This is a genomic window from Streptomyces narbonensis, from assembly GCF_014649015.1.
Classification (GTDB): Bacteria; Actinomycetota; Actinomycetes; order Streptomycetales; family Streptomycetaceae; genus Streptomyces; species Streptomyces narbonensis.
Window position 1 is genome coordinate 314,704 of the sequence record NZ_BMSF01000010.1, and the last position, 25,727, is coordinate 340,430.

Here is a 25,727-nt window from a genome sequence, read left to right on the forward strand (position 1 = left end):
GGCCTATGCCGATCTCCGCCGCCCAGCGCGCCGCCCTGATCACCGCCACGACCGTGCTGCTCGTCGCCGGGTGCTCGGACGGCGGGGACGACGCGGCCGACACGACGAAGCCGAGCGGCTCGCCCGGGCTCTCGGCCCTGACGTCGCAGAAGCTGGTCTGGGCCCCCTGCACGGCACCGTCCGCCGCCGAGGGCGGCGGGCCCGCGCCCTCGCCGCTGCCCGACGGCACGGCCTGGGAGTGCTCCTTCCTCCAGGCTCCGCTGGACTGGGCGGAGCCGGCCGGCGAGACCATCGAGCTGGCCCTCATCCGGGCCCGGGCCCGGGACCCCGAAGCCCGCATCGGCTCGCTCGTCTTCAACTTCGGCGGGCCGGGCGGCTCCGGCGTCACCGGCCTGCCGGGCTTCGCGAACGAGTACGAGTCCCTCCGCTCCCGCTACGACCTCGTCTCCTTCGACCCGCGCGGGGTCGGCCGCAGCGACCCCGTCGAATGCGCGACCGACAAGGAGCTCGACGCCTACTACGCCCTCGACTTCACGCCCGACGACGCGGCCGAGGAGCGGACCCTGTCGGACGCGCAGAAGAAGTACGCGGCCGGCTGCGAGAAGGACGCGGGGCCGGCGCTCCCGCACGTCGGCACCGAGAACGCCGCCCGGGACCTGGACCTGATGCGCCAGGTCCTCGGCGACGACAAGCTCCACTACTTCGGCATCTCGTACGGCACCGAACTCGGCGGCGTCTACGCCCACCTCTTCCCGAAGAACGTGGGCCGGGCCGTCCTGGACGCCGTCGTCGACCCCGAAGCGGGCGTCGAGGAAGGCGCGCTCGGCCAGGCGAAGGGCTTCCAGCTCGCCCTCGACAACTTCGCCCAGGACTGCGTGGACCGCGGCGACGAGTGCGCCCTGCCCGGTACGAGCGTCGCCGAGGTCGAGTCCTTCATCACCGACCTGCTCGCCTCGCTCGACAAGAAGCCGATCCCGGGCATCGGCAGCCGCGAGCTGACCCAGACGCAGGCCACCAACGGCATCGCGCAGGCCCTCTACTCCAAGGAGTACTGGCCCTACCTGGAGCAGGGCCTCGAAGCGGCCGACGGCGGCGACGGCGCGCTGCTCCTCTCGCTCTCCGACTCGATGAACGGACGCGGCCAGACCGGCACGTACAGCAACATCCAGGCCGCGAACGCCGCCATCAACTGCGTGGACTTCAAGGAGCGCTACACCCTCGGCCAGGCGAAGGAGCGGCTCGGCAAGTTCCGCGAGGCCTCCCCGGTCTTCGGCGACTTCATGGGCTGGGCGCTCGCGAGCTGCTCGCAGTGGCCGGTGCCGGGCACCTGGGAGCATCCGGACGTCTCCGCGCCCGGTTCGGCCCCGCTCCTGGTCGTCGGCACGACCGGGGACCCGGCCACTCCGTACGAGGGCACTCGCGCGATGGTGAACGCGCTCGGCAAGGGCGTCGGCATCGAGCTGACGTACGAGGGCGAGGGCCACGGCGCCTACAACGGCGGCAACGCGTGCGTGAAGAAGGCGGTCGACGCCTACCTCCTGGACGGCAAGCTGCCGGCCACGGGGACCGTCTGCAAGTGAGTCCCCGGGCGAACACCGCCCAGGGGGTGTCTCGGGGAGCGCGGTGCCGGACCCCGCGAGCCCGGCACGATCGGCAGGACACCGCCTAGGATGGGCGGCCTTGCCGGGATCCTGGGGGAACACATGTCCATACGCGTTCGCATGACGGTGCTCGCCGTGACCGGTCTCCTCGTCGCGGGCTGCACGAGCGGCGGGGACGGCGTAGGCAGCGGGAGCACCACGGCCGCTCCGTCCGCCACCGGCCCGACGGCGCCGCCGACCACCGACGCCAAACCGTCGGCGGCCGCCCCTCCCCCCGCGCTCCCCGCCTCCCTCACCGGCCAGCGCCTCGGCTGGAAGCGCTGCGAGGCCCCTTCGGGCGGCACGCGGCCCGGTCCGGAGTGGCGGTGCACCACGGTCAAGGTCCCGCTCGACCACGCGAAGCCCGAGGGCGCCACGATCCCCGTCGCGCTGATCCGCAAGAAGGCCGGCGACGAGCGCGCCCGGATCGGCTCGCTCCTCTTCAACTTCGGCGGCCCAGGCGCCTCCGGCGTCGAGATCCTGCCCCAGGCGGCCGCGGAGTACGCGAAGCTGGGCGAGCGCTACGACCTGGTCGGCTTCGACCCCCGGGGCGTGGGCCGCAGCGCCGGCGTGGTCTGCCGGGACGACGCCGAACAGGCCGCCTCCGAGGCCTCGCTGGACCTCACCCCCGACACGGCCGCCGAGGAGGCCGCGTACCTCGCGGACAACACCGCCTTCGGCGCCGGCTGCGCCCGCCGCTCGGCCACCGTCCTCCCGCACACCACGACCACCGCCACCGCCCGCGACCTGGACCTGGTCCGGCAGGTCCTCGGCGACGACGAACTCCACTACTTCGGCATGTCGTACGGCACGCAGCTCGGCGGCACCTACGCCCACCTCTACCCCTCGCGCGTCGGGCGGCTCGTCTTCGACGCGGTCGTCGACCCGACCGCCGACTCCACCGGGCACGCCCGCCACCAGACGATCGGTTTCCAGCGGGCCCTGGACAACTACCTCAAGAGCACCGGGGAGGCCCCGAAGGCCGGGTCGGAGCGGATCGCGCGCCTGCTGCGGAAGCTGGACCGCGAGCCGCTGGCCGTCGGCGACCGCCGGCTGACCGAGGGCCTCGCGCTCACGGGGATCGCGGTCACGCTGTACGGGCAGGCCAACTGGCCCCTGCTCACGCAGGCCCTGCAAGAGGCCGAGCGGGGCCGCGGAGAGGCCCTGCTCGCACTCGCCGACGCCTACAACGACCGGGACGCGGAAGGCCACTACGCGACCCAGTCGCACTCCCAGCGGGCGATCTCCTGCGCCGACTCCAGCGAGCGTCCGACCGCCGCCCAGGCGAAGGCGCTGGTCCCGGAGTTCCGCGGGCTCTCCCCCGTCTTCGGTACGTTCCTCGCCTGGGACACGGCCGGCTGGTGCGCGAACTGGCCGGTGAAGGGCGAGCGGAAGACGCCGGAGGCGAGCGCCCCCGGCGCGGCCCCGATCCTCGTGGTCGGCACGACCGGCGACCCGGCGACCCCGTATGAGGGCGCGGAGAAGATGGCGAAGGAGCTCGGGGACGGCGTGGGCGTCCTGGTCACCAACGAGGGCGAGGGGCACGGCGCCTACGGCACGTCGCCCTGCGTGACGCGGACGGTCGACGCGTACTTCCTGGACGGCAAGGTCCCCGCGTACGGCATGACCTGCTCCAGCGGGACGGCTCGCAGCGGGGCGTGACCCGCAGGGGGCGTGACTCCCGGCGGGGCACACGGAAGGGCCCGGACCTCTCGCCGAGGTCCGGGCCCTTCCGTTCGGCCGAACTAGTAGACCGGCTTCTCGGGCTCGATCTGGTGGACCCAGCCGATCACGCCGCCGCCGACGTGCACCGCGTCCGCGAAGCCCGCGGACTTGAGCACCGCGAGGACTTCCGCACTGCGGACACCCGTCTTGCAGTGCAGGACGATCCGCTTGTCCTGCGGGAGGTCCTGGAGGGCGGTGCCCATCAGGAACTCGTTCTTCGGGATCAGTCGCGCACCGGGGATCGAGACGATCTCGTACTCGTTCGGCTCGCGGACATCGATGATGTCGATGTTCTCGCCCTCGTCGATCCACTCCTTGAGCTGCTTCGGAGTGATCGTCGAGCCGAGCGCCGCCTCCTGGGCCTCCTCGGACACGACGCCGCAGAAGGCCTCGTAGTCGATGAGCTCGGTGACGGTCGGGTTCTCGCCGCAGACCGCGCAGCCGGGGTCCTTGCGGACCTTGACCTGGCGGTACTGCATCTCCAGGGCGTCGTAGATCATCAGGCGGCCGACCAGCGGGTCGCCCACGCCGGCGAGCACCTTGATGGCCTCGGTGACCTGGATGGAGCCGATGGACGCGCACAGCACGCCCAGGACGCCGCCCTCGGCGCAGGACGGGACCATGCCCGGCGGCGGGGGCTCCGGGTAGAGGCAGCGGTAGCAGGGGCCGTACTCGGACCAGAAGACCGAGGCCTGACCGTCGAAGCGGTAGATCGAACCCCAGACGTACGGCTTGTTGAGCAGCACGCAGGCGTCGTTGACCAGGTAGCGCGTGGCGAAGTTGTCCGTGCCGTCGACGATCAGGTCGTACTGGCTGAAGATGTCCATCACGTTCTCGGCTTCGAGCCGCTCTTCGTGGAGGATCACGTTCACGTACGGGTTGATGCCGAGCACGCTGTCGCGCGCCGAGGCGGCCTTGGACCGGCCGATGTCGGCCTGGCTGTGGATGATCTGGCGCTGGAGGTTCGACTCGTCGACCTCGTCGAACTCCACGATGCCGAGCGTGCCCACGCCGGCGGCGGCCAGGTACATCAGCGCCGGCGAGCCGAGACCGCCGGCGCCGACACACAGCACCTTCGCGTTCTTCAGCCGCTTCTGCCCGTCCATCCCGACGTCCGGGATGATCAGGTGGCGGGAGTACCTGCGGACCTCGTCTACGGTGAGCTCGGCAGCCGGCTCGACCAGGGGTGGCAGCGACACGGGGACTCCGGTTGTCGGTATGTCAGTACGGTTGTTCTCCCCGTAACACTGCCACGCCCCTCCTCATTCCGAGACACCCGGTCCGATCCGCGAGACGATTTCGTCCCAGTAGCCGGGCAGCGAGTGAAATGGCGTGCTTTGTCCCGGACCTCCGGCGCGGTCGGTGAAGAAGATCGTCCCGGCACCCTGCCAGCGGGCGATCCGCAGCGCCTCCTCCAGGTGCGTGCGCGGGACCCCGTGCACGAGGTGGACGAACTTCGCCTCCGGGTAGTCGGCGGTCCACTCCGCCACCTGTGACCAGCGGTAGTCCACCCAGGAGCCGGAGAAGGTGACCAGCTGGTCGGCGGTCTCCGCGTACCCCGGGTGGGGGTGGGTGCCGTGCCCGAGGACGAGGTGCGCCGCGCCGCCGAGGACGGCCTCCAGGGTCGCGGTGAGCCGCCGGGTCCCGGCCAGGTCCGCCCGGTCGGCGGGGGCCCGGTCCAGGTAGTAGCCGTCCACCTTGTACCAGTCGAGGAAGCGGTGGGCGTCCGAGACCAGCTCCCCGAAGGGGCGGGAGCCGTGCGCGAGGTCCAGGTGCCCGAGGACCCGGACCCCGGCGTTACGGAGCTTCCCCGCGGCCTCCAGGCAGTGCGGGTCGGGGCGGCTCCCGGGGCCTTCCGCGACGTTGAGCACGGCCCAGTGCAGCGGGGTCCCCGGGCGGGTCAGCTCACCCCATTCGACGGGGGCGAGCAGCGGGTGGGCGTAGCCGGGGACGCCCACCCCCAGGGCCTGGACCGCTCCCGTGGCCGTGGTCGTCGTCAGATGCGACACGCCGCCTCCATCCAGATGTCGGCGAGCGACTCCTCCAGGTTGATCCGGGGCCGCCAGCCGAGCCGGTCGCGGGCGGTCCTGACGTCGGCCTGCTGCCAGGGGCCGCAGCCGTCGGGGTAGGGGTAGGGGGCGGAGGCCAGCTGGTCGGCGATGGTGCCCTCGGTGCGGGGCGCGCCGATCATGGGGCGCTGCGGGATGCCGTGCGGGGCGTCCAGCTCGTGGAGGTTGCCGGCGTAGCCGGCGACCCGGGCGAGCACGGCGGCGGCGTCCCGGAGCCGGACCGCGCGGCCGGTGCCGATGTTGACGACGCCCTGGGCTGCGGACAGGGATGCCGCGTGGACGGCCCTGGCCACGTCCCGTACGTCGACGAAGTCGCGCTGCACGCCGAGTCCGCTGAGCTTGAGCTCGCCGTCCCCCGCCTGCATCGCGCGGCGCATCGCCTCGGCGAGGCGGCCGAGGGGGGAGCCGGCGGGTGTGCCGGGGCCGACGGGCGAGAACACCCTCAGGACGACGGCGTCGAGGCCCGAGCCGAGGACGAGTTCGGTCGCGGCCAGCTTGGACACGCCGTATGGGCCGCCGGGGCGGGGCACGGCGTCCTCGGCGGTGGAGGAGCCGGGCTGGCTCGGCCCGTACTCCGAGGCGCAGCCGACCTGGACGAGCCGGGCTCCGCAGCCGCTGCGGCGCAGGGCCTCGCAGACGGTGGCGACGGCGATGGTGTTGTGCCGGGTCAGCTCGCGGGCGCCGCCGCGGGTGGCGCCCGCGCAGTTGACGACGACTCCCGGGTGGACGGCGTCCAGGAAGCGGGTGAGCGCTCCGGGGCTGCCGGAGGCGAGGTCGAAGCGCACGTCGGCGTCGTCGCCGCGGCCGAGGGCGGTGAGGTGGACGGCCGGGTCGGCGAGCAGCCGGTCGGCGACGAAGCGTCCGATGAAGCCGTTGGCTCCGAGCAGAAGCACCCTCATCGTGCGGCCCCTACGTGCCGACCGGCCGGTCCTTGGGATGGAGGGGTCATGATCTTCGGTCTCCTTGCGGGGTGATGAGAGAGGTGGCGGGGGCCCGCCCGCGGCGTCGGCTCCGCGGGTGGGCGGGGGGTTCACTGGGGTTCTCAGGGGGTGGCGTGGGCCGAGGCCCGGGCGAGGGCGCCGGTCGCGTGGGCCAGCAGGCCGAGCGCGGCGGCGCCGCAGACGAGGGTGGGTACGGCCCCCGGTCCGGCGGCTTCGGTGAGCGCGCGCACGGGGGCGGCGAGCGCTTCGAAGCCGGGGGCGGGGACACGGGCGGCGAGGACGCTCGCGAGGGCGAGGGCCTCGGCGGCGCAGGCGGCGGCGAGTGCGGCGGAGGCCGTCTCGGGGAAGCCGTGCACGGTGAGGAGCCGGGCGAGCAGCAGGAGCGCGCCGAGGGCGAGGGCTCCGGGGCTGAATCCGGTGAGGGCCAGGAGCCCCGTGAGGGCGAGGAGCTGGAGCGTCACGGTGCCGAGGAGCAGGGGCCTGGCCTGGGCGGCGAAGTCCGCGAGTCCCCGACTCTCGGCGATCCGGCGGCGGGCCGAGCTCGCGAAGAGGTGGGCGCCCCAGGCGGCGGGGGCGACGGCCAGGGCGAGGGGCAGGAGGGGGCCCGGGGTGAGGTCCCAGGGCCCGTCGGGGCCGCCCGTCAGCACCTGTGCCAGGAGTCCGTCGCCGGCGACCGCGTACGCGAGGAGCCAGAGGGTCCAGAGGCCGGCGGCGGGCACGGTCCGGCCGCCGGGGGCGCGGAGCGGTCCGCGCCGGACGGCGAGGACGAGCGCGCCGGTGAGCGCGAGGGCCCCGGCGGTGCCGACGGCGAGGCGTCCGGACCCGTCGGCGAGGGTGAGCCCGAGCCCGGCGAGCGCGGCGGCGGCGCCGGGCGCGAGGGCGGCGAGCACCCACGGGGCGCGGACCGGCTCGGAGGGCGCCGGGTCCGGGGGCGTGCCGGCGCCGCGGGGCACGCGCGCGTACAGCTCCTCGGCGAGCGAGAAGACGTCTCGGTGCCGGAAGCGGGCGGCGGTCCGGTCGGTGAACCCCTGCGCTTCGAGCCCGGCGGCGATCTCCAGCGGGTCGACGGCGCGCTCGCAGAGCTCCCGGTGCCGGTGCATGAGCACCTTGACCGGGTCGGCGGTGCCGCGCCGGGGCCTGGGGGCGGAGACCGAGAGGGCGGGCGCCGGCGCACCCGGCCCCTCGGCCGGCTCGGGGGCCGCGACGGCGGGCGTGAGGCCTTGGGCGGCGGGGGTGAGCCCTTCGGCGGCGGGGGTGAGGACGTCGCCGGCCGGGGTGAGGCTGTCGGTGGCGGGGGTGAGCCCTTCGGCGGCGGGGGTGAGGACGTCGCCGGCGGTGAGGGCTTCGGTGGCCGGGGCGCGATCCGCCACGGCCGCCCAGGCGAGACCGCGCTCGGGAGCGTCGGGACGGTCGGCGCCGCCGTAGGCGGACGGGTCGGCCGGTGGGGGTTCGGTGGTGACCGGGGCTATCCGGGACGGCGCGGCGGCGAGGGGGCCCTCGGCGTCCGGGGCGTCCGGGGCGTCTGGGGTGGCCGGGGCGTCTGGGGCGGCCGGGGCGTCTGGGGCGTCCTGCGCCGTCGGCGCATCCGGCGCCTTCGACGCGTCCACGACCGTCGGCACGTCCACGGCCGTCGACGCATCGGGTCCGTTCGGCGCGTCAAGAGCCGTCGGCGCATCCAGGCCCACCGGCGCGTCCAGGCCCACTGGCGTGCCCGCCGCCTCCTCCTCCCGGGCAGTCGCCGTGCCGGTCACGGTGCCGGACGGAGTCAGGGCCGGGGTCCCGAGGAGGGCTTCGGAGCGGGCGTCCCAGGCTCCGGGGCTCGTGGGGGCGGCGGGGCCGCGCATGGGGGTGCCTCCTTCAGGCATCGGGGGCTCCTGTGCCCGCGGTCACGGCCTGGTGCGTCCAGCTGCCGGGCACGTGGGCCTCGGCCGGGTGGGCGAAGGGCACGCCGTCCCCGGGGCGGTGGCGCACCGGCGCGTGGGAGAGGAGTTCCAGGTAGATGCCGCGGAACGCGGCGAGGTTCTGTTCGACGGTGAAGAGTTCGAGCGCGCGAGCGCGGGCCGCGGCGCCCAGCCGGTGGCGCCGCTCGGGGTCCCTCAGCAGCGCGAGGCAGGCGTCGGCGAGGGCGCGCGGGTTGCGCGGCGGGACGACGAGACCGGTGCCGCCGATGACCTCGACGACCGCGCCGACGTCGGTCGAGACGGTGGCGCGCGCGCAGAACATGGCCTCGACGAGGCTGGTCGGGAAGCCCTCGACGACGCTGGAGAGGACGACGACGGCGGCGGAGGCGTAGGTGTCCTCCAGGGTGGGCGCCTCGGGGCCGCCGAGCTCCTCGAAGGTGACGGGGTTCTCACCGACGGCATGCGCGACCGGGGCCTCGTCGGGGAAGAGCTGCGCCGCGAAGCCCTTGCAGTGGGTGAGGTACGTGTCGGCGCACGGCTCTGCGGTGGGGACGGCGACGATCCGGAGCCGGGCGTCGGGCTGCCGGGCGCGGAGGTCGGCGAAGGCATGCAGCAGGGCGACGAGGTCCTTGGCGGGTTCGACGCGGCCGACCCAGACGAGGGTGGCCGGGTCGCCGCTCTCCTCGTCCTCGCCTACCTCGGCGAAGCGGTCGGCGGCGATTCCGGGGTGGACGGTGCGGATGCGGGCACGGTCGGCGCCGCACTTCTCCTGCCAGCGGCGGGCGTGGGCGTTCCCGGGGGTGAGGAGCGCGGCCTGTCCGTAGGTCTCGGCGGCGATCCGGCCGTGGAGGGCGGCGAGGAGGCCGCGCAGGGGGGCGGAGCGGTCGGCGACGGCCGGCGAGAGGTAGTGGGCGCGGAGGTGGACGCCGTACTCGGTGACGAGGAGCGGTGTGCCGAAGAAGCGTTTGGCCAGGAGGCCGGGGAGGGCGGTCGTGCCGCCGGCCGTGGCGTGGCAGAGGTCGACGGCGCCGAGTGCCTCGTCCTCGTACCAGTCGAGGGAGAGCGGGCGCAGGGCGCGCTCCAGGTGGTCGGCGAAGGCGAGGTGGTCGGGGAGGCAGGCCGCCGCGGCGATCCGGCGTGCGCCGGGGGCGCGGCAGGCGGTTTCGAGGGCGCGGACGGCGTCGTCGGAGCGCAGGGCGCCGGGCAGTCCGCCGCGCTCGCGGGCGAGGTCGGCGAGGGCGTAGAGGCCGGTGGCGAAGGACGTCTCGTCGTGCTCGGCGCAGAGGCCGGTGGCGAGGGCGTGGAAGGCCTCGCTGAAGCGGCGGCGGTCACGGCGGCCGTAGGCCCGGCGGGAGGCGCGGTCGTCGCCGAAGGCGGCCCGCTCGATCCGGCTCGACACGGTCTCGGCGTCGGGGGTGGTGACGTCCCCCGTGCGGCCGGTCCGGGCGTTCGGCGGCAGGGGCAGCGGCCGTGAGGGCGACGGGGTGCCGGTGGGGCCGAGTGCGTAGAGGTCGAACTGGTGCTGCCCGAGCCCGTGTACGAGCCGTTCGCACCAGAGGCCGGCCTCGCCGGTGGCGTACGGGTGGCCACCTTCCGTGAGCAGTCCGATCCGCATGAGCACACCCCCGATCTCCCTTGACGACGGCCACCGTTGGTCCGGCGACTCGCAGCGGGAAGAACGTAAGCGGAGATAACCGGGGTGCGACGGACGGTTGTCCGTCGCACCACCGGAAGGGGTGAATGCACGTAACTTTCCCACCCTGGTCGCGTTCGGTCGCGATACGAGGCGGATCGGTTACGGAGTGTCAGGCGACGGCCAGTTCCTGACGCCTTCCTCGGCGCTCGGCCGCGAGGACCGGGTCGAGGGACGGGACGGCGGCGAGGAGCCGGCGCGTGTACGGATCCTGAGGTGCGCCGTACACCTCCTCGACCGTGCCCTGCTCGACGATCCGGCCGCCGTGCATGACGGCGACGCGGTCGCTGACCTGGCGGACGACGGCGAGGTCGTGGGCGATGAAGACGAGCCCGAGGCCCAGTTCGGCCTGGAGATCGGCGAGCAGCGCGGTCACCTGTGCCTGGGTGGTGACGTCGAGCGCGGAGACGGGTTCGTCGCAGACGACGACCCGGGGTCCGGCGGCGAGCGCGCGGGCGATGCCGACGCGCTGCCGTTGTCCGCCGCTGAACTCGTGCGGGTAGGCCGTGTACCGGTCGGGTTCGAGCCCCACCCGGTCGAGCAGCTCCCGCACCCGGGCGCGGATCCGGGTCTCGTCGCGCTGCCCCGCCGCGCGCAGCGGGTCGGCGATCGACTCGCCCACGGAGCGGCGCGGATTGAGGGAGGAGACGGGGTCCTGGAAGACCATCTGGAGCTCGCGGCGGTGCGGGCGCAGCTCCCGCTCGGACAGGGTGCCGATCTCCGTACCCCCGTAACGGAGCCGGCCCCCCGTCGGGTCGAGGAGCCGCACGAGCATGCGGCCGAGGGTCGTCTTGCCGCTCCCGGACTCCCCGACGACGCCCAGGGTCTCGCCGGCGTGGACGGTGAGCGAGACACCGTCGACCGCGGTGACCGTGCGCTTTCCGCGGCCGAACTCCCGCCGCAGGTCGACCGCTTCGAGGAGCGGCTCGCCCTTGGGCGCGGGGGCGGCGGGCCGCAGCGGCCCGTCGAGCCGGGGCACGGCGCCGAGCAGCCTTCGCGTGTACGGCTCCGAGGGCGCCCCCAACACCCGCGCGACGGGGCCGCGTTCGACCTCGCGGCCGCCGCGCATGACGAGCACCTCGTCGACGCTCTCGGCGGCCACGCCGACGTCGTGGGTGACGAGGAGCAGGGCTGTGCCGGTCTCGCGCCGGAGCTCGTGAAGCAGGTCGAGGATCTGGGCCTGCACGGTGACGTCGAGTGCGGTGGTCGGCTCGTCGGCGACGATGAGGCGGGGCTCGCAGGCGAGGGCCATGGCGAGGAGGGCGCGCTGGCGCATGCCGCCGCTGAACTCGTGCGGGCGGGAGCGGGAGCGGCGGGCCGCGTCGGGGATGCCGACCCGGTCGAGGACCTCCACGGCGCGGGCCCGGGCGTCGCGGCGGGAGCCTCCGGCGTGGATCCGGTGGACCTCGGCGATCTGGTCGCCGACGGCGTAGTAGGGGTCGAGGGCGGACAGCGGGTCCTGGAAGACCATGGCGGCGACGCCGCCGCGGAGTCTCCGCAGCTCGCCCGGGCCGGCGGCGGCGACGTCGATGCCGCCGACGCGCACGGAGCCGGTGACCCGCGCGCCGGTCCCCCGGTGGAGGCCGAGGAGGGCGCCCGCGACGGTGGACTTGCCGCTGCCGGACTCGCCGACGAGGGCCAGGGCGCGGCCTTCGCCGAGGCGGAGGGAGAGCCCGTCCACGGCCCGCACGGGGTCGCCTTCGCGGTCGAACTCGACGGTGAGGTCCCGGACTTCCACCAGGTGTTCTTCGCTGCGCGGGGTCACGTCAGGACCACCCTTCGGTCGGCGGCGGCGTACAGCAGGTCGGCGACGACGCCGGCGAGGACGACGGCCACGCCCATCACCATGACCACGCCCACCACCACCGGCAGGTCGATCTCGCGCACGCCGTCGATGAGGGTCTTGCCGAGCCCGGGGATGCCGAAGAGGGACTCGGTGAGCACGGCTCCGCCGAACATCGAGCCGAGGTCGACGGCGCTGATCGCGATGACGGGCGGTACGGCGCCGCGCAGGGCGTGGCGGGTGACGACGGCCCGCTCCCCCACGCCGTACGCGCGGAAGGTGCGGATGTGGTCCTCGGCGAGCGTCTCCAGGGTCGAACTCCTGGTGAGGCGCGCGTATTTGGCGGACTCGAAGAAGCCGAGGGTCAGCCAGGGCAGCAGCATGTTCCAGGCCCACTGCTCGGGGTCCTCGCCGAGCGGGACGTAGCTCGGGAAGGGCAGCCACTGGAGGTGGGCGCAGACGACCATGAGGAGCAGCAGCCCGAGGATGAAGACGGGGGTTCCGGTCCCGGCGAGGGTGAGGACGGTGAGGATCCGCTCGGTCGGGCCGCCCCGGCGCAGCGCCGACAGCAGTCCCGTGCCGACGCCGACGACGAGCCAGACGACAAGGGCGCCGAGGGCGAGCGAGGCGGTGGCGGGGAGCCGCTCCAGGACGAGCCGGGTGACCTCCCTGTCGCTCTGGTAGGAGAGCCCGAGGCACGGGGCGTCGCAGTGCACGACGGCGGTGCCGGTGGAGTAGTCGCGGCCGGCGAAGACGCCCTGGAGGAAGTGCAGGTACTGCGCGAGGACGCTCTCGTTCAGGCCGAGTTGCTCGCGGACCTGGGCGACCTGCTGCGGGTTGCAGCGCTCTCCGCAGGCGAGACGGGCGGGGTCGCCGGGCGCCAGGTAGAAGAGGGCGTACACGAGGACCGAGAGCGCCAGGAGGACGAGCGCGGCACCCGCGAGCCGCTTGAGGACGTAGCGGGTCATCGGGAGGTCTCCCTAGGGGTGGTCATCGGGAGGTCTCCTCGCGTGGTCATCAGGAGGTCTCCTCGCGTGGTCATCAGGAGGTCTCCTCGCGTGGTCATCAGGAGGTCTCCTCGCGTGGTCATCAGGAGGTCTCCTCGCGTGGTCATCAGGAGGTCTCCTCGCGTGGTCATCAGGAGGACTCCTTGCGGGTGCCCACGCGCAGCCGGCTCGCCTCGCGCGGGTCGAGGGCCGTGCGGACCGCGTCGCCGAGGACCGTGAAGGCGAGCACGGTGACGAAGAGCAGTCCGGCGGGGAGCAGGACGTACGCGGGGTCGGCGCGGAACCAGGTCTGCGCGGTCGACAGCATCTGCCCCCAGGACGGGGTGGGCGGGGTGACGCCCACGCCGAGGAAGGAGAGGGACGCCTCGACGACCATGTTGGTGGGGACGAGGATCGCCGCGTAGGTGATGACGGGCGCGGCGAGCGCGGGCAGGAGTTCGCGGCGGGCGGTCCGTCGGCGTCCCGAGCCGGCGAGCCGGGAGGCGGCGACGAAGTCGAGGCTCTTGAGGGTGAGCGTCTGGGCGCGCACGATCCGGGAGGTGCCCGCCCAGCCGAGCAGACCGATGACGAGGATCAGCAGCAGCGGGCGGGGGAAGTCCCGGGGGACGACGGCGGTCAGCGCGATGGCGAGGACCAGCATCGGCAGGGCGACGAGCACGTCGGTGATCCGGCCGAGGAGGCCGTCGACCCAGCGGTTGCCGAGCCCGGCGGCGAGGCCGACGACGACGCCGAGGGCGACCTGGACCGCGGTGGCGCCGACGGCGACGAGCAGCGAGATCCGGGCTCCGTAGAGGAGGCGGACGAAGAGGTCGCGTCCGGTGCCCGGTTCGACGCCGAGCCAGTGGTCGGCGCTCGCCCCGCCGAAGGAGCCGTACGGGACGCCGCCGCGGGCGGAGTCGACGAGGTCGTCGTGGTACGCGTAGGGGTCCTGGCCCGTCAGGGCGGCGAGCAGCGGCGCGGCGAGGGCGAGGAGGACGAGCAGGAGGAGCACTCCGGCGGAGACGAGGGCGGCGGGGCGGGTGCGCAGCCGCCGCCAGGCCTGCCGGGCGGCGCCCGGGGCGGGGGTGACCGCCCCGGGCGCCGAGGTGTCGGCGCGTGGTGCGCCGGTCAGGGCGGTCACTTGACCGAGACCTGCGAGATGTCGAGGACGCCGGTCCAGTCGCTGATGACGACGTTCTTGATGTCCTTGCCGACGAGCCGCTTGTAGACCGGGTGGAAGAGCGGTACGTCGAGCGCCTGCTCGCCGATCTTCTTGTCGAGGGCGCCCCAGCGGACGGCGGCGGCCTTGAGGTCGGTCAGCTTGTTGATCTCGTCGATCTCCTTGTTGACCGCCGGGTCGTTCAGCTGCGCGTGGTTGTAGTTGGAGCCGTTGGTGACGATCTGGCGGCCGTCGAAGATCGGCGCGAGGAACGGGCCGCCGGCCGGCCAGTCGGCGCCCCAGCGGGAGAGGAAGAGACCGGGCGCGTCCTTGACGCTCCAGCGCTTCTCGTTGAAGGAGTTGGGCTCCTGGCCGTCGAGCTTGACCGTGATGCCGGCCTTGCCGAGGGCCTCCTGGACGGCGGTGGCGATCTCGGGGCTGGTGGCGCGGTTCTGGGCGGTGGAGTGCAGGAGGGTGACGGTGAGCCCGTTCGGGTGTCCGGCCTCCTTGAGGAGTTGCCTGGCCTTGGCCGGGTCACCGGTCTTGCCGGCCGGGAAGTGGTCGTACGGCGTGAAGCCGAAGGACTTCTGCTCGGGCAGGAAGGTGGTGGCGGGCTCGGCGAGCGCGGAGCCCCCGGCGGCGTTGACGACGCTGGTGCGGTTGACCGCGTACGCGATGGCCTGGCGCACCTTCGGGTTGTCGAAGGGCTTCACCTTGGGGTTGAAGGCGAGGTAGTTGGTGAAACCGAAGTGGCCGGTGCCGACGCGGGCGGCGAGCGCCTTGTCGGAGCCGATCTGGGCGAGTTCGGCCGGGCCGAGGTTGGTGTCCGTGGTGACGGCGGCGGCGTCGGCCCCGGAGGAGGTGGCGAGGCGCTGGTTGATGACGGCCTCGTCGAGGCCGGACCGGACGTCGACGCGGTCCGGGTAGGCCTTGCGCTCCTCGTCGGTCTTCGGGTCCCAGTGCTCGTTGCGCTCCAGGACGAGCCGCTCGCCGTCGTTCTCGTTCTCGACGACCTTGTACGGGCCGGAGGAGACGGGGTGCTCCTCGTACTTCGCGCCGGTGTCCTTGGCCTTGGGGACGGGCGCGAACTGGGTCTGCGTGGCGACGAAGGGGAACTCGCCCTCGGGCTTCCTCAGCTTGAAGACGATGGTCCGGTCGTCGGGCGTGACGACGGACGCGAGACCCTTCTTGTCCTTGTAGGGGCCTTCGTACGTGTCGCCGCCGACGAGCCAGTCGCGCAGGTAGGGGGCGCCGCCGGAGAGCTCGGCGGCGAAGGAGCGCTCGATGCCGTACTTGACGTCGGCGCTGGTGATGGGCGTGCCGTCCTCGAACTTGAGGCCCTCCTTGAGGGTGTACGTCCACTCCGTGGCGTCCCTGTTGGGCCGGCCGAGGTCGGTGGCGAGGTCGGGGACGACCTTGCTGCCGGCCGCGCCCGCCTCGCGGTTGCGGGTGGTGAGCGTACGGAAGACGAGGGAGGGGACGTTGCCGCCGCCGGAGGTGTAGAGGCGGGCGGGGTCGAAGTCGGACTGGGCCTCGCTGTTGAGGACGGTGAGCGTGCCGCCCTTCTGCGGGGTGCCCGCGGCCGCCTTGCCGGCGGCGCCTCCCTTGGCGCCGGTGTCCTCGGGTCCCGCGCAGGCGGCGGCGCCCGTGGCCAGGACGAGACTGACGGCAGCCGCTGCCACGCGGCGCGAAATGACGGACGATTGACGCATCGGAGAAGACCTCTCGGAGAACTGCGGGCGGGAAAAGGGAATTCCACGCGGGCAGCGGCGAGCGGCTGATTCCGGGAGAAATGACGAGCACCGGAACCGGAACAGCACAGGGGAAAGCCGCGCCTGCGGGAGGAGAACACCCGGGCGCGGAAAGGCATCGGCGGTGACGGAAATACGGAAAAGGGCCGACGTGCGCTCGGGAGGGGGTACCACCCGGGCCTCTGGGCCCAGGAGGGAGCGTCAGCTACAGAGAATGTCGGCGACGGCGTGCCGGGTCACGCCGATGAGCGCCAGCTCAATGGCGGCGCGATCGAAGGCGACGTGACGGTGCGACATGCCGAGAAATATGAACGAACGCCCGAGCGATGTCAACGCGCATTGCGGATTTTGCGAGACGCGCGTCTCACCATGTGATCATCGCGCGGGCGGACGGGCACTCGGCCCGCCGCCCGGCGCGCGAAGCCCGGCAGAACAGACGGAACATCAACTTCCGGGATACACCCAGGGGTTGGGGCGACAGACGATTCCATCGACCTTCAGCGACTTCGTCTGCTGCTGCATCACGGGCGCGAGCGCACCGGGAGTCGCGCAGCTCACGTGTCCGTGGCCGAGCCGGTGCCCGACCTCGTGGTTGATGAGCATCTGGCGATACGCGTACATGGCCTTGGGCCCGAAGGTCTCCGAGCCCTGCGCCCAGCGGAACGCGTTGATCATCACGCGCTCGGTGCTGGCGGAATCGCAGGACACGTTGTCGACGGTCGTGTCGAGTCCGGACTTCCGGCACCAGTCCCCGGTGGTGCCGGGGCTCGCGAGCGTGATGACGAACTGGGGCTCCCCGGAGGAGATCCGCTCGAAGGTCATCGCGCCCTGACCGGCCCAGCTGCGTTCGTCGTTGAGCGTCTTGTGCACGGCCGACGCGAAAAGCTCCGGGTCGAGCCCGATTCCCTTCTCGATGTCGATCCGGTAGCGGACGAGGCGCCCCTTGCCCGGCGCCTTCTGGAAGCCCGGCACGGCCGCGAACTCCCCGGAGCCCTTCAGCTTCGGGTCGATCGGGAACTGACGCGTCATGAGCTGCTCGTACGTCGGCGCCGGGGCCGACGCGGACACGGAGGGCGCGGCGGTCGACGGACGTGACGGGGTGATCCGGTCGTCGGACCGGGAGGCGGTGTCGTCGCCCACGGCGCGCTCGGCCGGCCCCTCGGCGGCATGGGCCACGCCCGGCGCGTCCGCCCGGTCGGCGACCTGTCCGGCGACGACGACGGCGAGGACCGTGGTGACGGCGGCGGCCGCGATACCGGTCAGGGTGCGTCCCTTGAAGGTCCGGCCGGCGGTCCCGTCGGCCGGGGTCCCGTCGCCGTTCTCCGTGCCGTCGTCCGCTCCGGTCGCACTCTCGCGCCGGGGTCCTGGGATGAACGGGCCCTGGGGGTCGGCCTGTTCGGCCGGGGGCGCGTCCTGCTCGGGCGCGGCGGCCCGGTGCGAGCCGCGCCGGTGCCCGTAGCCCTCGGGCCGCGGGCCGGCGCCCTCGTCGTGCTGCGGATGGCCGCCCCGCACGGGAGTGGTGCCGTACGCGGGGATGCCGTATGCGGGCGTGCCCGGGGTCCCGTGCGCCGGGGTGTCGAAGACCCCGCCGCCGTACCCCTGACCGCTGGAGGTCCGGCCGCCGTACCCCTGGCCGGCGTACGACTGGGGTCCGTAAGGAGTTGCTCCGTACTGCGGGGTCCCGTGCGCCGGCGTTCCGTACGGGGGTGTCCCGTACTGAGGCGTGCCGTGCGCCGGCGTGCCGGTGGCGTCCTGGCCGTCGCCCGGTGCCCTGCGGCGGCGCCCCGTCCCTCCAGCCTGCCCGGGTGCTCCCCCGGCCTGCCCGGTGCCCGCGGTCCGGGGCTGCCCGGTCCCCGCGGTCCGGGGCTGTCCGGCCGCGCCCTGCGGCGCCGCACCCGTCGTCCGTCCGGCCGCCGCGCGCTGCTCGGCGCCGGGCACCGAGGGCGCGGGGCCCTTGCGACTATGTCGTCCCACGCCCCGGATCAGCTCCCGCCGTCTTCGGCGATCAGTTCCCGCGCGGCCTGGGCGACCGTCTCGGGGTACTCCATCATTGCCACGTGCCCCGCCTCCGGCAGGGTCAGCAGGCGCGAGCCACGGAAGGCGGCGGCCGCCTTCCGGGCCATCCTGTACGAGACGAGCTGGTCGCGCCCGCCGTAGACGAGCAGCGTCGGCGCGAGCACGCGCTCGGCCTGCCGCCACAGTCCGTGCTGCCCGCCGAGCGTGTAGGCGTCGACGATGCCGCGCGAGGAGCGGGCCATGGCGTCCCAGAAGTACGGGAGCTCAAGGCGCCGCTCCATCTCCTCGACGGCGTGCAGGAGGCCCTCGTCGGTGACCCGGCCGGGGTCCCCGTAACAGAGCGAGAGGACCCCGCGGACCCGCTGCTCGGGCGTCCAGTCCCGGGAGAGCCTGGCGAAGAGCGAGGCGACGCCGGGCACCGCGAGCATCACGGTGGGCCAGGCGGTGCGCTGGGCGCGCAGCTCGGGCAGGGCCGGGGAGATGAGTGTGAGGGTGCGGACCAGGTCGGGCCGGACGGCGGCCACGCGGGTGGCGACGGCGCCGCCCAGCGAGTTGCCGAAGAGGTGGACCGGTCCGCGGCCGCCGGCGTCCAGGAGCCGGATGACGGCCCGGGCGTGTCCGGTGACCGAGTAGTTGCCGTCGTCGGGCGGCGGGGAGTCGCCGAAGCCGGGCAGGTCGACGGCCTCGCCGTCGACCTGGTCCGCGAGCAGCGGCATGAGCGCCGACCAGTTCTGCGAGGAGCCGCCGAGGCCGTGGACGTACAGCGCGGGCGGCAGACCGGCGCGGGCGCCGGGGCGGGCGCGCACGGTGAGGGTGAGTCCGGGCAGGGCGACGGAGCGGAGCTCCTCGCCGTCGGCGACCCGTACGGGGCGGATCCGCGGTGCCTGCGGTGCGGCGGCGGTCCGGGTTTCCGGCAGCTCGGTCGAGGACATGGCCGCAATATTACGAGACGATCACGCGAGGGCGTGTGTGGGTGCCGTCACAAGTGCGTGTGCGGCGGGGCGCGTGTGCTCCTACGCTCGAAGTGAGGGCCATCGGAGAGGACCGCGGACCCCGCGCGCCGGAAGGAACCGCATGACTGTCGATCCGACCGAGCCGGACACATTCGCCGAGGAAGAGGACGTCGTGCTCGACCAGGAAATCCCCGAGGCCGACGCCGCGGAGCAGCACACCGAACTGCAGCAGCGCGAGGACGAGCGCCCCACCCATATCGAGCACGAGTCGGCGAACGAGGCCGACGCGTCCGACCAGGCGCGCGTCGTCACGCTCGACGAGGACGACTACCGCTGATTTGTTCGGTTTAATCTTGAATCGACTGTCGACCGGGGCGTCCGGTCCATGAAATTCTGCGTTCGCACCGCGCACAGCCGGGTTACCCAAAAGTACGATGGCGACGCGGCGCGACAGCGCGCATGGATCGATTCTTGGGAGGCCGCGTGAGCGCCATCGAGCAGACAGAGGCAGCACGCCCTCGGGGCACGCGCCTGCCGCGACGTGCCCGACGGAACCAGCTGCTCGGCGCGGCCCAGGAGGTCTTCGTCGCCCAGGGGTACCACTCCGCGGCGATGGACGACATCGCCGAGCGCGCGGGTGTCAGCAAGCCGGTGCTCTACCAGCACTTCCCCGGAAAGCTGGAGCTCTACCTGGCCCTGCTCGACCAGCACTGCGAGGCCCTCCTCCTGGCGGTGCGCACGGCCCTGGCCTCCACCACGGACAACAAGCTCCGCGTCGCGGCCACGATGGACGCCTACTTCGCGTACGTCGAGGACGAGGGCGGCGCCTTCCGGCTGGTCTTCGAGTCCGATCTGACCAACGAGCCCGCCGTGCGCGAGCGCGTGGACCGGGTCAGCCTGCAGTGCGCCGAGGCGATCTCCGACGTCATCGCCGAGGACACCGGGCTCTCCAAGGACGAGTCGATGCTGCTCGCCGTGGGGCTCGGCGGCGTCTCCCAGGTCGTCGCCCGCTACTGGCTGTCCAGCGAGTCCAAGATCCCCCGCGACAAGGCCGTGGGCCTGCTGACCTCGCTCGCCTGGCGCGGCATCGCCGGCTTCCCGCTGCACCCGGTCGACGGACAGCTGAGCGCCGAGGGCCACTGAGCCGCGCGACCGGCCCCTCCCCCGCCCGGCCCCGGGGCATTCCCGCGGGCTGTTCGCTCCTGGCGTGCCGCCGCTGAGCCGTACGCGTCCCCTCACCGGGCTAATGTGTGCAGCGTACGGCGCGGAAGTCGCGCAACGCTGACCGTTCGGAGGGACATAGCCGTGGAGGTCAAGATCGGCGTGCAGCACGCACCCCGGGAGATCGTTCTGGAGAGCGGGCAGTCCGCCGAGGAGGTGGAGCGCGCGGTGGCCGACGCTCTGGCCGGCAAGGCGCAGCTGCTCAGCCTCTCGGACGAGAAGGGCCGCAAGGTCCTCATCCCGTCCGAGAAGATCGCGTACGTGGAGCTCGGCGAGCCCGCCGTGCGTCGGGTGGGCTTCGGCGCCCTCTGAGTCCCGGATCTACGGGAAGGCCCGGCGGACCGTCACGGTCCACCGGGCCTTTCGTGTGCCCGCCTCCGGCCGAACGGCCACGTCAGGGGGTACGGGGAGGATTGCCGTCAGAGCGCCGGGGGTAGGAAGGGCTACGACCGCAACAGCCGCCCCGCAGCACCCGCGAGGTGATCCGCCGTGTTCCTGGAAGCCCTCGGTTCCGCTCTGCTCGGCTTCGCCCTGGCCTGGGCCGCCGTGCACCGGCTGGCCGACCGCCTCCCCTCCCGGGGGACCGTCCTCATGACCGGCGCGCTGGGCGGCGTCTTCGGCGCGCTCGTCACGCACGGGGCGCTGGGCCCCGGCCACTTCCTCGCCACCCTCATCGGTGCGGTGGCGGTCGCGGCGGTGCTGCTCTCCCTGCTGATCCGCCCGGCCTCGCGCCGGCTGCGACGATCAGCGGCGGCGTGAACAGCGCCGCTCGTCGACGTACGAGAGGAAGCTCCGGAGCCGCCGGGCTTCAGGCGGCCAGCCCGAGCGCGGCCATGCGCTTGGTGTGGGCCTCGGTGATCCGGGAGAACATCCGGCCGACCTCGGCGAGGTCGAAGCCGTCCGCGACACCGCCGACCAGCATCGTCGACAGCGCGTCGCGCTCGGCGACCACGCGCTGGGCCTGCGAGAGCGCCTCGCCCATCAGGCGGCGCGCCCAGAGCGCGAGCCGGCCGCCGACGCGGGGGTCGGCGTCGATCGCCGCACGGACCTTCTCCACGGCGAAGTTGCCGTGGCCGGTGTCGTCGAGCACCGACAGGACGAGCCCGCGGGTGTCGGAGTCGAGCCGGGCCGCGACCTCCCGGTAGAAGTCGCTGGCGATCGAGTCGCCGACGTAGGCCTTGACGAGGCCCTCCAGCCAGTCCGACGGTGCGGTCTGGCGGTGGAAGTCGTCGAGTGCCTTGGCGAAGGGCTCCATCGCGGTGGTCGGCTCGGCGTCCACGGCCGCGAGCCGGTCCCGCAGCTGCTCGAAGTGGTGGAACTCGGCGGCGGCCATCTTCGCCAGCTCCGCCTTGTCTGCGAGGGTCGGCGCCAGCTTGGCGTCCTCGGCGAGCCGCTCGAAGGCCGCCAGCTCTCCGTAGGCCAGTGCGCCGAGGAGGTCGATCACGGCGGCGCGGTACTGGGGCTCGGCGGATGCCGTGGCCCAGTCCTCGGCGGCGATCCCGGTCGGTGTGGCGTTGTCAGGCGTCTCCATGGAGCGCACAATAGCCCGCTCCCGCCGCCGGGAAGGCCCTGGTCAGTCAGTGTGACCGTGCCCTCATCACGTTTTCTCCCAACACACATGCGCGATTCCGGGGTACAGTGATAAAGCGCCTGCTGAGTATGCGGACATGTTTTCGCACGTTCGGACGTACACGGTGGGCCGACTCATGAATGAGGATGCCCGGTCGGTGGCCCGATCGGCTCCGGCCCGACAGCCCTTCCGGCGGACCCGCGGAAGGGTCACCTCAGCGGTACGACGCTCGAGCGACGGCAGTGGTCCCGTGCCACCTGGCCGGCTGTGATCTCCCGATCCGGCAGCCAGTGTTCCGGCACGGTACGACCCCCAGCGTTCGCCTCGTACCGCGTCCACAGAAGAGGCAGCACCCTGACTACGACTTTCCGAGAGCTCGGAATCCTTAGCGAGACGGCCGAGGCCCTTGAGGCCGTCGGTATCGTCAACCCCTTCCCCATCCAGGAGATGACCCTCCCGGTCGCCCTCACCGGCACCGACGTCATCGGCCAGGCCAAGACCGGCACGGGCAAGACCCTCGGTTTCGGCCTCCCCATCCTGGAGCGCGTGACCGTTCCCGCGGACGTCGAGGCCGGCCGGGCCAAGCCCGAGCAGCTGACCGACGCCCCGCAGGCGCTCATCGTCGTCCCCACCCGCGAGCTGTGCCAGCAGGTCACCAACGACCTCCTCACCGCCGGCAAGGTGCGCAACGTCCGCGTGCTCGCCATCTACGGCGGCCGTGCCTACGAGCCGCAGGTCGAGGCGCTCAAGAAGGGCGTCGACGTCGTCGTCGGCACCCCCGGCCGTCTGCTCGACCTGGCCGGCCAGCGCAAGCTCGACCTCTCGCACGTCAAGGTCCTCGTCCTGGACGAGGCCGACGAGATGCTCGACCTGGGCTTCCTGCCCGACGTCGAGAAGATCATGAACATGCTTCCGGCGAAGCGTCAGACCATGCTGTTCTCGGCGACCATGCCGGGCGCGGTCATCGGCCTCGCCCGCCGCTACATGTCGCAGCCGACGCACATCCGCGCCACCTCGCCCGACGGTGAGGGCGCGACCGTCGCCAACATCAAGCAGCACGTCTACCGCGCGCACAACATGGACAAGCCGGAGATGGTCTCCCGCATCCTGCAGGCCAACGGCCGCGGGCTCGCGATGATCTTCTGCCGTACGAAGCGCACGGCGGCCGACATCGCCGAGCAGCTGGAGCGCCGCGGCTTCGCGTCCGGCGCGGTCCACGGCGACCTCGGCCAGGGCGCCCGCGAGCAGGCGCTGCGCGCCTTCCGCAACGGCAAGGTGGACGTCCTCGTCTGCACCGACGTCGCCGCCCGCGGCATCGACGTCGAGGGCGTCACCCACGTCATCAACTACCAGTCGCCCGAGGACGAGAAGACCTTCCTCCACCGCGTCGGCCGCACCGGCCGCGCCGGTGCGAAGGGCACGGCCGTGACGCTGGTCGACTGGGACGACATCCCGCGCTGGCAGCTCATCAACAAGGCGCTGGAGCTGGACTTCCACGACCCGGTCGAGACGTACTCCTCGTCCGCGCACCTCTACGAGGAGCTGGACATCCCGGCGGGCACCAAGGGCATCCTGCCCCGCACCGAGCGGACCCGCGCGGGTCTGGGCGCGGAGGAGCTGGAGGACCTGGGCGAGCCCGGCGGACGCCGTGGCCGCGGCCCGAAGGCCGACCGTCCCGAGAAGACGGAGGAGCGCCCGGCTCGTACGCGGACCCCGCGTCAGCGCCGGCGCACCCGTGGCGGCAGCGACCTCGATGACGCCCCGGCGTCGACGGCTCCGGCCACCACCGTGTCCGCCGCTCCGGCCGCCGCGGCCGCCGCGGTCGCCGCGGTCGCCTCGGTCGCCTCGGTGACCGAGGACGCCCCGGCCGAGTCCGGTCCGCGCACGCCGCGCCGCCGTCGCCGTACCCGTCCGGGCGGCCCCGGCATCGCGCAGGTCGCCCAGACCGCTCCGGTGGCCCAGGCGGCTCCGGTCGTGGAGGCCGCTCCGGTGGCCCAGACCGCTCCGGTGGCCCAGGCCGCTCCGGTCGTGGAGGCCGCTCCGGTCGCCAAGGCCGCTCCGGTCGTGGAGGCCGCTCCGGTCGCCAAGGCCGCTCCGGCCCCCGTCGCCGAGGAGCCGAGGGCTCCCCGTCGCCGGGCCCGCGCCGCCCGCCCGGAGGCCGTGACGGCCGCGCCCGTCTCCCCGGCCCCCGCGGTCCAGGAGGCTCCCCCGGCCCCGCGTCGTCGCCGTCCGCGTGTGCGGCCGGTCGAGGACACCGTCTCCTTCCAGACGGTCGAGACCGCCGCGGCCGCCCTGCGGAAGGCCCAGATCGTCGAGGCGCCCGCCGCCCCGGTCGTCGAGGCCCCCGTCGAGACCCCGGCCGAGCCGAAGAAGGCGCCGCGCCGCCGTACGGTCAAGAAGGCCGTCGCGGAGCCGGTCGTCGAGGCCGTCGCCGCTCCGGTGGCCGAGCCGGTCGTCGCCGTCGCCGAGGTCGTCACCGCTCCGGTCGTCGCCGTCGCCGAGGTCACGGCCGAGGTTCCCGCCCCGCGCCGTCGCCGCGTGGTCCGCAAGGCCACCAACGCCCCGGTGACCGTCGAGGCGCCGGTGGCCGAGGCCCCGGTCGCCGAGCCGGTCGCCGCACCGGTCGCCGAGGAGGCCCCCAAGGCTCCCCGCGCCCGCCGCACGGCCCGCAGGCCCGCGGGTTCCCCGGTGACGGCCGAGGCCCCGGTGGCCGAGATCGTCGTCGAGTCCGTCGCGGCCCCGGTGGTCGAGGAGGCCCCCAAGGCCCCGCGTGCCCGCCGTGCCGCTCGCAGGCCCGCCGGTTCCCCGGTCACGGCCGAGGCCCCGGTGGCCGAGATCGTCGCCGAGGCGGTCGCGGCCCCCGTGGCCGAACCGGCCGCCGAGCCGGTCGCCGAGGAGGCCCCCAAGGCCGTCAAGGCCCCGCGTGCCCGCCGTACGACCAAGAAGGCCGCGGCCGCCGAGGTCGTCGCCGAGGTCGTCGAGGCCCCCGTGGCCGAGCCGGTCGCCGAGGAGGCCCCGAAGGCTCCCCGTCGACGCGCCACGAAGAAGGCCGTCGCCGCCGAGGCGCCCGACGCCTCGGAGCCGAAGAAGCCGACGCGTCGCCGTACGACGAAGAAGGCCGCTGCCGCCGAGGCCCAGGCCGTCGACGCCCCGGCCGCCGAGGAGGCCCCGAAGGCTCCGCGTCGCCGCACCACGAAGAAGGCGGCGGCGGCTCAGCCCGAGAGCTGATCCCGCCCCGTCACGGCCGTGCGGCCCGGTCCCTCCCCAGGGGCCGGGCCGCGCGGCCGTTCGCGTCGAACCGCCCGCACGGCCGCCGGGCCCCGGCGCCCGCGTGCGTCCCCGCTCCCGCCGTTACAGTCCAGATATGAGCAAGCCCCGTTCCCTCGCACTGCCTCCCCGCACCCGTGCCCGCCGGCTGGTGACCGCTCGGGGCGACTTCGCCGTCCTCGACGCGACTCCCGAGGGCGAGCGGCGCGGGACGGTGCTGCTGCTGCCCGGGTACACCGGCAGCAAGGAGGACTTCCTGGCGCTGCTCGGGCCGCTGAGCGAGGCCGGGTACCGGGCGGTCGCGGTGGACGGACGCGGCCAGCACGAGACCCCGGGCCCGCGCGGCCGGGCCGCCTACCGGCGCAGGGCGCTCGCGCTCGACGTGGTCGCACAGGCCGCCGCACTCGGGGACGGGCCCGTCCATCTGCTCGGCCACTCGTTCGGCGGCCTCGTCGCCCGCGCCGCGGCCACGCTCGCCCCCCGGGCGTTCCGCTCGCTCACCCTGCTCTCCTCGGGCCCCGGCCGGGTCGCGCGACCGCAGCGGATCCGGGTCCGGGTCCTGCGGGGCTCGCTGGCGCTGCTGCCGAAGGAGCGGGTCTGGCAGGCCACGCGCTGGCTGGACAGCCGGGGCGAGGAACCGGGCGCGGTCGACGCGCCGGAGATCGTGGGCTTCCTGCGGCGGCGCTGGATGCGGACCCGGATCGCCCAGCTCGCGGGCGCCGGCCGGCTGCTCCTGAAGGACCCGGACGGCACGCCGGAGCTGCTCGGGCTGCGGATGCCGCTGCACTTCGCGTACGGGGCGGACGAGATGGTCTGGCCCCCGGCGGAGCTGGCCGCGGCGGCGGCCCGCGTCGGCGCGCACCACACGGTGGTCGAGGGCGCGGGCCACTCCCCGAACGTGTCGCACCCGCGCGAGCTGACGGCCCGGCTCACCGGCTTCTGGGAGCGGGTCGCGGCCCGCACGGAGGCCGGCGCCGTAGCGCCCTAGCTGTATTGATCACGAGCGTTGTTGACACTCGGCAGGTCTTGAACATGGCGAAGACCTCCGGTGT

Annotated in this window: 22 protein-coding genes; 8 read left to right on the forward strand and 14 right to left on the reverse strand. The window is 73.9% G+C overall.

What is annotated here, in order from left to right; translation table 11 throughout:
* Positions 1 to 5: 5 nt before the first annotated feature.
* Entirely contained in the window at positions 6 to 1,580 is a 1,575-nt protein-coding gene (locus IE124_RS21380; protein ID WP_189509491.1) for an alpha/beta hydrolase, read from the forward strand.
* Positions 1,581 to 1,703: 123 nt separating this feature from the next.
* The gene (locus IE124_RS21385) at positions 1,704 to 3,302 is read left to right on the forward strand and encodes an alpha/beta hydrolase (protein WP_189509492.1); all 1,599 of its coding nucleotides are present in this window, start codon (positions 1,704 to 1,706) and stop codon (positions 3,300 to 3,302) included.
* Positions 3,303 to 3,385: 83 nt separating this feature from the next.
* On the opposite strand, the gene moeZ is transcribed toward IE124_RS21385, so the two are convergent.
* The 13 genes from moeZ to IE124_RS21445 form a co-directional block, all read right to left on the reverse strand.
* The gene (gene moeZ / locus IE124_RS21390) at positions 3,386 to 4,564 is read right to left on the reverse strand and encodes an adenylyltransferase/sulfurtransferase MoeZ (RefSeq protein WP_150266301.1); all 1,179 of its coding nucleotides are present in this window, start codon (positions 4,562 to 4,564) and stop codon (positions 3,386 to 3,388) included.
* Between the two features lie 63 nt (positions 4,565 to 4,627).
* Positions 4,628 to 5,374, reverse strand: coding sequence for a spherulation-specific family 4 protein (locus tag IE124_RS21395; RefSeq protein ID WP_189509493.1), 747 nt, complete (start codon positions 5,372 to 5,374; stop codon positions 4,628 to 4,630).
* Positions 5,362 to 6,333, reverse strand: coding sequence for an NAD-dependent epimerase/dehydratase family protein (locus IE124_RS21400; RefSeq protein ID WP_189509494.1), 972 nt, complete (start codon positions 6,331 to 6,333; stop codon positions 5,362 to 5,364). The genes IE124_RS21395 and IE124_RS21400 overlap by 13 nt, the downstream gene beginning before the upstream one ends.
* A gap of 143 nt (positions 6,334 to 6,476) precedes the next feature.
* Entirely contained in the window at positions 6,477 to 8,240 is a 1,764-nt protein-coding gene (locus IE124_RS36025) for a hypothetical protein (protein WP_370468793.1), read from the reverse strand.
* Complete coding sequence (locus IE124_RS21410) at positions 8,233 to 9,891, reverse strand: glycosyltransferase (protein ID WP_189509495.1); 1,659 nt, start codon at positions 9,889 to 9,891, stop codon at positions 8,233 to 8,235. The genes IE124_RS36025 and IE124_RS21410 overlap by 8 nt, the downstream gene beginning before the upstream one ends.
* A 190-nt stretch (positions 9,892 to 10,081) precedes the next feature.
* The gene (locus tag IE124_RS21415; protein WP_229832651.1) at positions 10,082 to 11,734 is read right to left on the reverse strand and encodes a dipeptide ABC transporter ATP-binding protein; all 1,653 of its coding nucleotides are present in this window, start codon (positions 11,732 to 11,734) and stop codon (positions 10,082 to 10,084) included.
* The gene (locus tag IE124_RS21420) at positions 11,731 to 12,720 is read right to left on the reverse strand and encodes an ABC transporter permease (RefSeq protein WP_189509496.1); all 990 of its coding nucleotides are present in this window, start codon (positions 12,718 to 12,720) and stop codon (positions 11,731 to 11,733) included. The genes IE124_RS21415 and IE124_RS21420 overlap by 4 nt, the downstream gene beginning before the upstream one ends.
* Complete coding sequence (locus tag IE124_RS21425; protein WP_189509497.1) at positions 12,717 to 12,890, reverse strand: hypothetical protein; 174 nt, start codon at positions 12,888 to 12,890, stop codon at positions 12,717 to 12,719. The genes IE124_RS21420 and IE124_RS21425 overlap by 4 nt, the downstream gene beginning before the upstream one ends.
* Positions 12,890 to 13,870: an ABC transporter permease gene (locus IE124_RS21430; RefSeq protein ID WP_370468796.1), complete on the reverse strand. Its 981-nt coding sequence runs from the start codon at positions 13,868 to 13,870 to the stop codon at positions 12,890 to 12,892. Before IE124_RS21430 ends, IE124_RS21425 begins: the two co-directional genes overlap by 1 nt.
* 5 nt (positions 13,871 to 13,875) lie before the next feature.
* Positions 13,876 to 15,609 (reverse strand): ABC transporter substrate-binding protein, encoded by a 1,734-nt coding sequence (locus tag IE124_RS21435; protein ID WP_189509499.1) that lies wholly within the window; start codon positions 15,607 to 15,609, stop codon positions 13,876 to 13,878.
* Positions 15,610 to 15,849: 240 nt separating this feature from the next.
* A complete protein-coding gene (locus IE124_RS35640) occupies positions 15,850 to 15,945 on the reverse strand; it encodes an Ms4533A family Cys-rich leader peptide (RefSeq protein ID WP_317598890.1) in 96 nt (31 codons plus the stop codon).
* A gap of 147 nt (positions 15,946 to 16,092) precedes the next feature.
* Positions 16,093 to 17,622, reverse strand: coding sequence for a DUF3152 domain-containing protein (locus tag IE124_RS21440; protein ID WP_189509500.1), 1,530 nt, complete (start codon positions 17,620 to 17,622; stop codon positions 16,093 to 16,095).
* 8 nt (positions 17,623 to 17,630) lie between these two features.
* On the reverse strand, positions 17,631 to 18,596 hold the full coding sequence (locus IE124_RS21445; protein ID WP_189509501.1) for an alpha/beta fold hydrolase: 966 nt from the start codon (positions 18,594 to 18,596) through the stop codon (positions 17,631 to 17,633).
* A gap of 142 nt (positions 18,597 to 18,738) precedes the next feature.
* On the opposite strand from IE124_RS21445, the gene IE124_RS21450 reads away from it, so the two are divergent.
* The 4 genes from IE124_RS21450 (at position 18,739) to IE124_RS21465 (ending at position 20,597) form a co-directional block, all read left to right on the forward strand.
* A complete protein-coding gene (locus IE124_RS21450) occupies positions 18,739 to 18,954 on the forward strand; it encodes an Rv3202a family protein (RefSeq protein WP_189509502.1) in 216 nt (71 codons plus the stop codon).
* Between the two features lie 146 nt (positions 18,955 to 19,100).
* Positions 19,101 to 19,760, forward strand: a complete 660-nt coding sequence (locus IE124_RS21455) for a TetR/AcrR family transcriptional regulator (RefSeq protein WP_189509503.1) — start codon at positions 19,101 to 19,103, stop codon at positions 19,758 to 19,760.
* A 162-nt stretch (positions 19,761 to 19,922) separates the two neighbouring features.
* Complete coding sequence (locus IE124_RS21460; RefSeq protein ID WP_055641459.1) at positions 19,923 to 20,150, forward strand: DUF3107 domain-containing protein; 228 nt, start codon at positions 19,923 to 19,925, stop codon at positions 20,148 to 20,150.
* Positions 20,151 to 20,327: 177 nt separating this feature from the next.
* A complete protein-coding gene (locus IE124_RS21465) occupies positions 20,328 to 20,597 on the forward strand; it encodes a hypothetical protein (RefSeq protein ID WP_055641460.1) in 270 nt (89 codons plus the stop codon).
* Positions 20,598 to 20,646: 49 nt separating this feature from the next.
* Here IE124_RS21465 and IE124_RS21470 read toward each other — a convergent pair whose 3' ends face one another.
* On the reverse strand, positions 20,647 to 21,369 hold the full coding sequence (locus IE124_RS21470) for a ferritin-like fold-containing protein (protein ID WP_189509504.1): 723 nt from the start codon (positions 21,367 to 21,369) through the stop codon (positions 20,647 to 20,649).
* Between the two features lie 486 nt (positions 21,370 to 21,855).
* Between IE124_RS21470 and IE124_RS21475 the strand changes: the two genes are divergently transcribed.
* Positions 21,856 to 24,636, forward strand: coding sequence for a DEAD/DEAH box helicase (locus tag IE124_RS21475; RefSeq protein ID WP_189509505.1), 2,781 nt, complete (start codon positions 21,856 to 21,858; stop codon positions 24,634 to 24,636).
* Positions 24,637 to 24,772: 136 nt separating this feature from the next.
* Positions 24,773 to 25,663: an alpha/beta fold hydrolase gene (locus IE124_RS21480; RefSeq protein ID WP_189509506.1), complete on the forward strand. Its 891-nt coding sequence runs from the start codon at positions 24,773 to 24,775 to the stop codon at positions 25,661 to 25,663.
* Positions 25,664 to 25,727 lie beyond the last annotated feature (64 nt).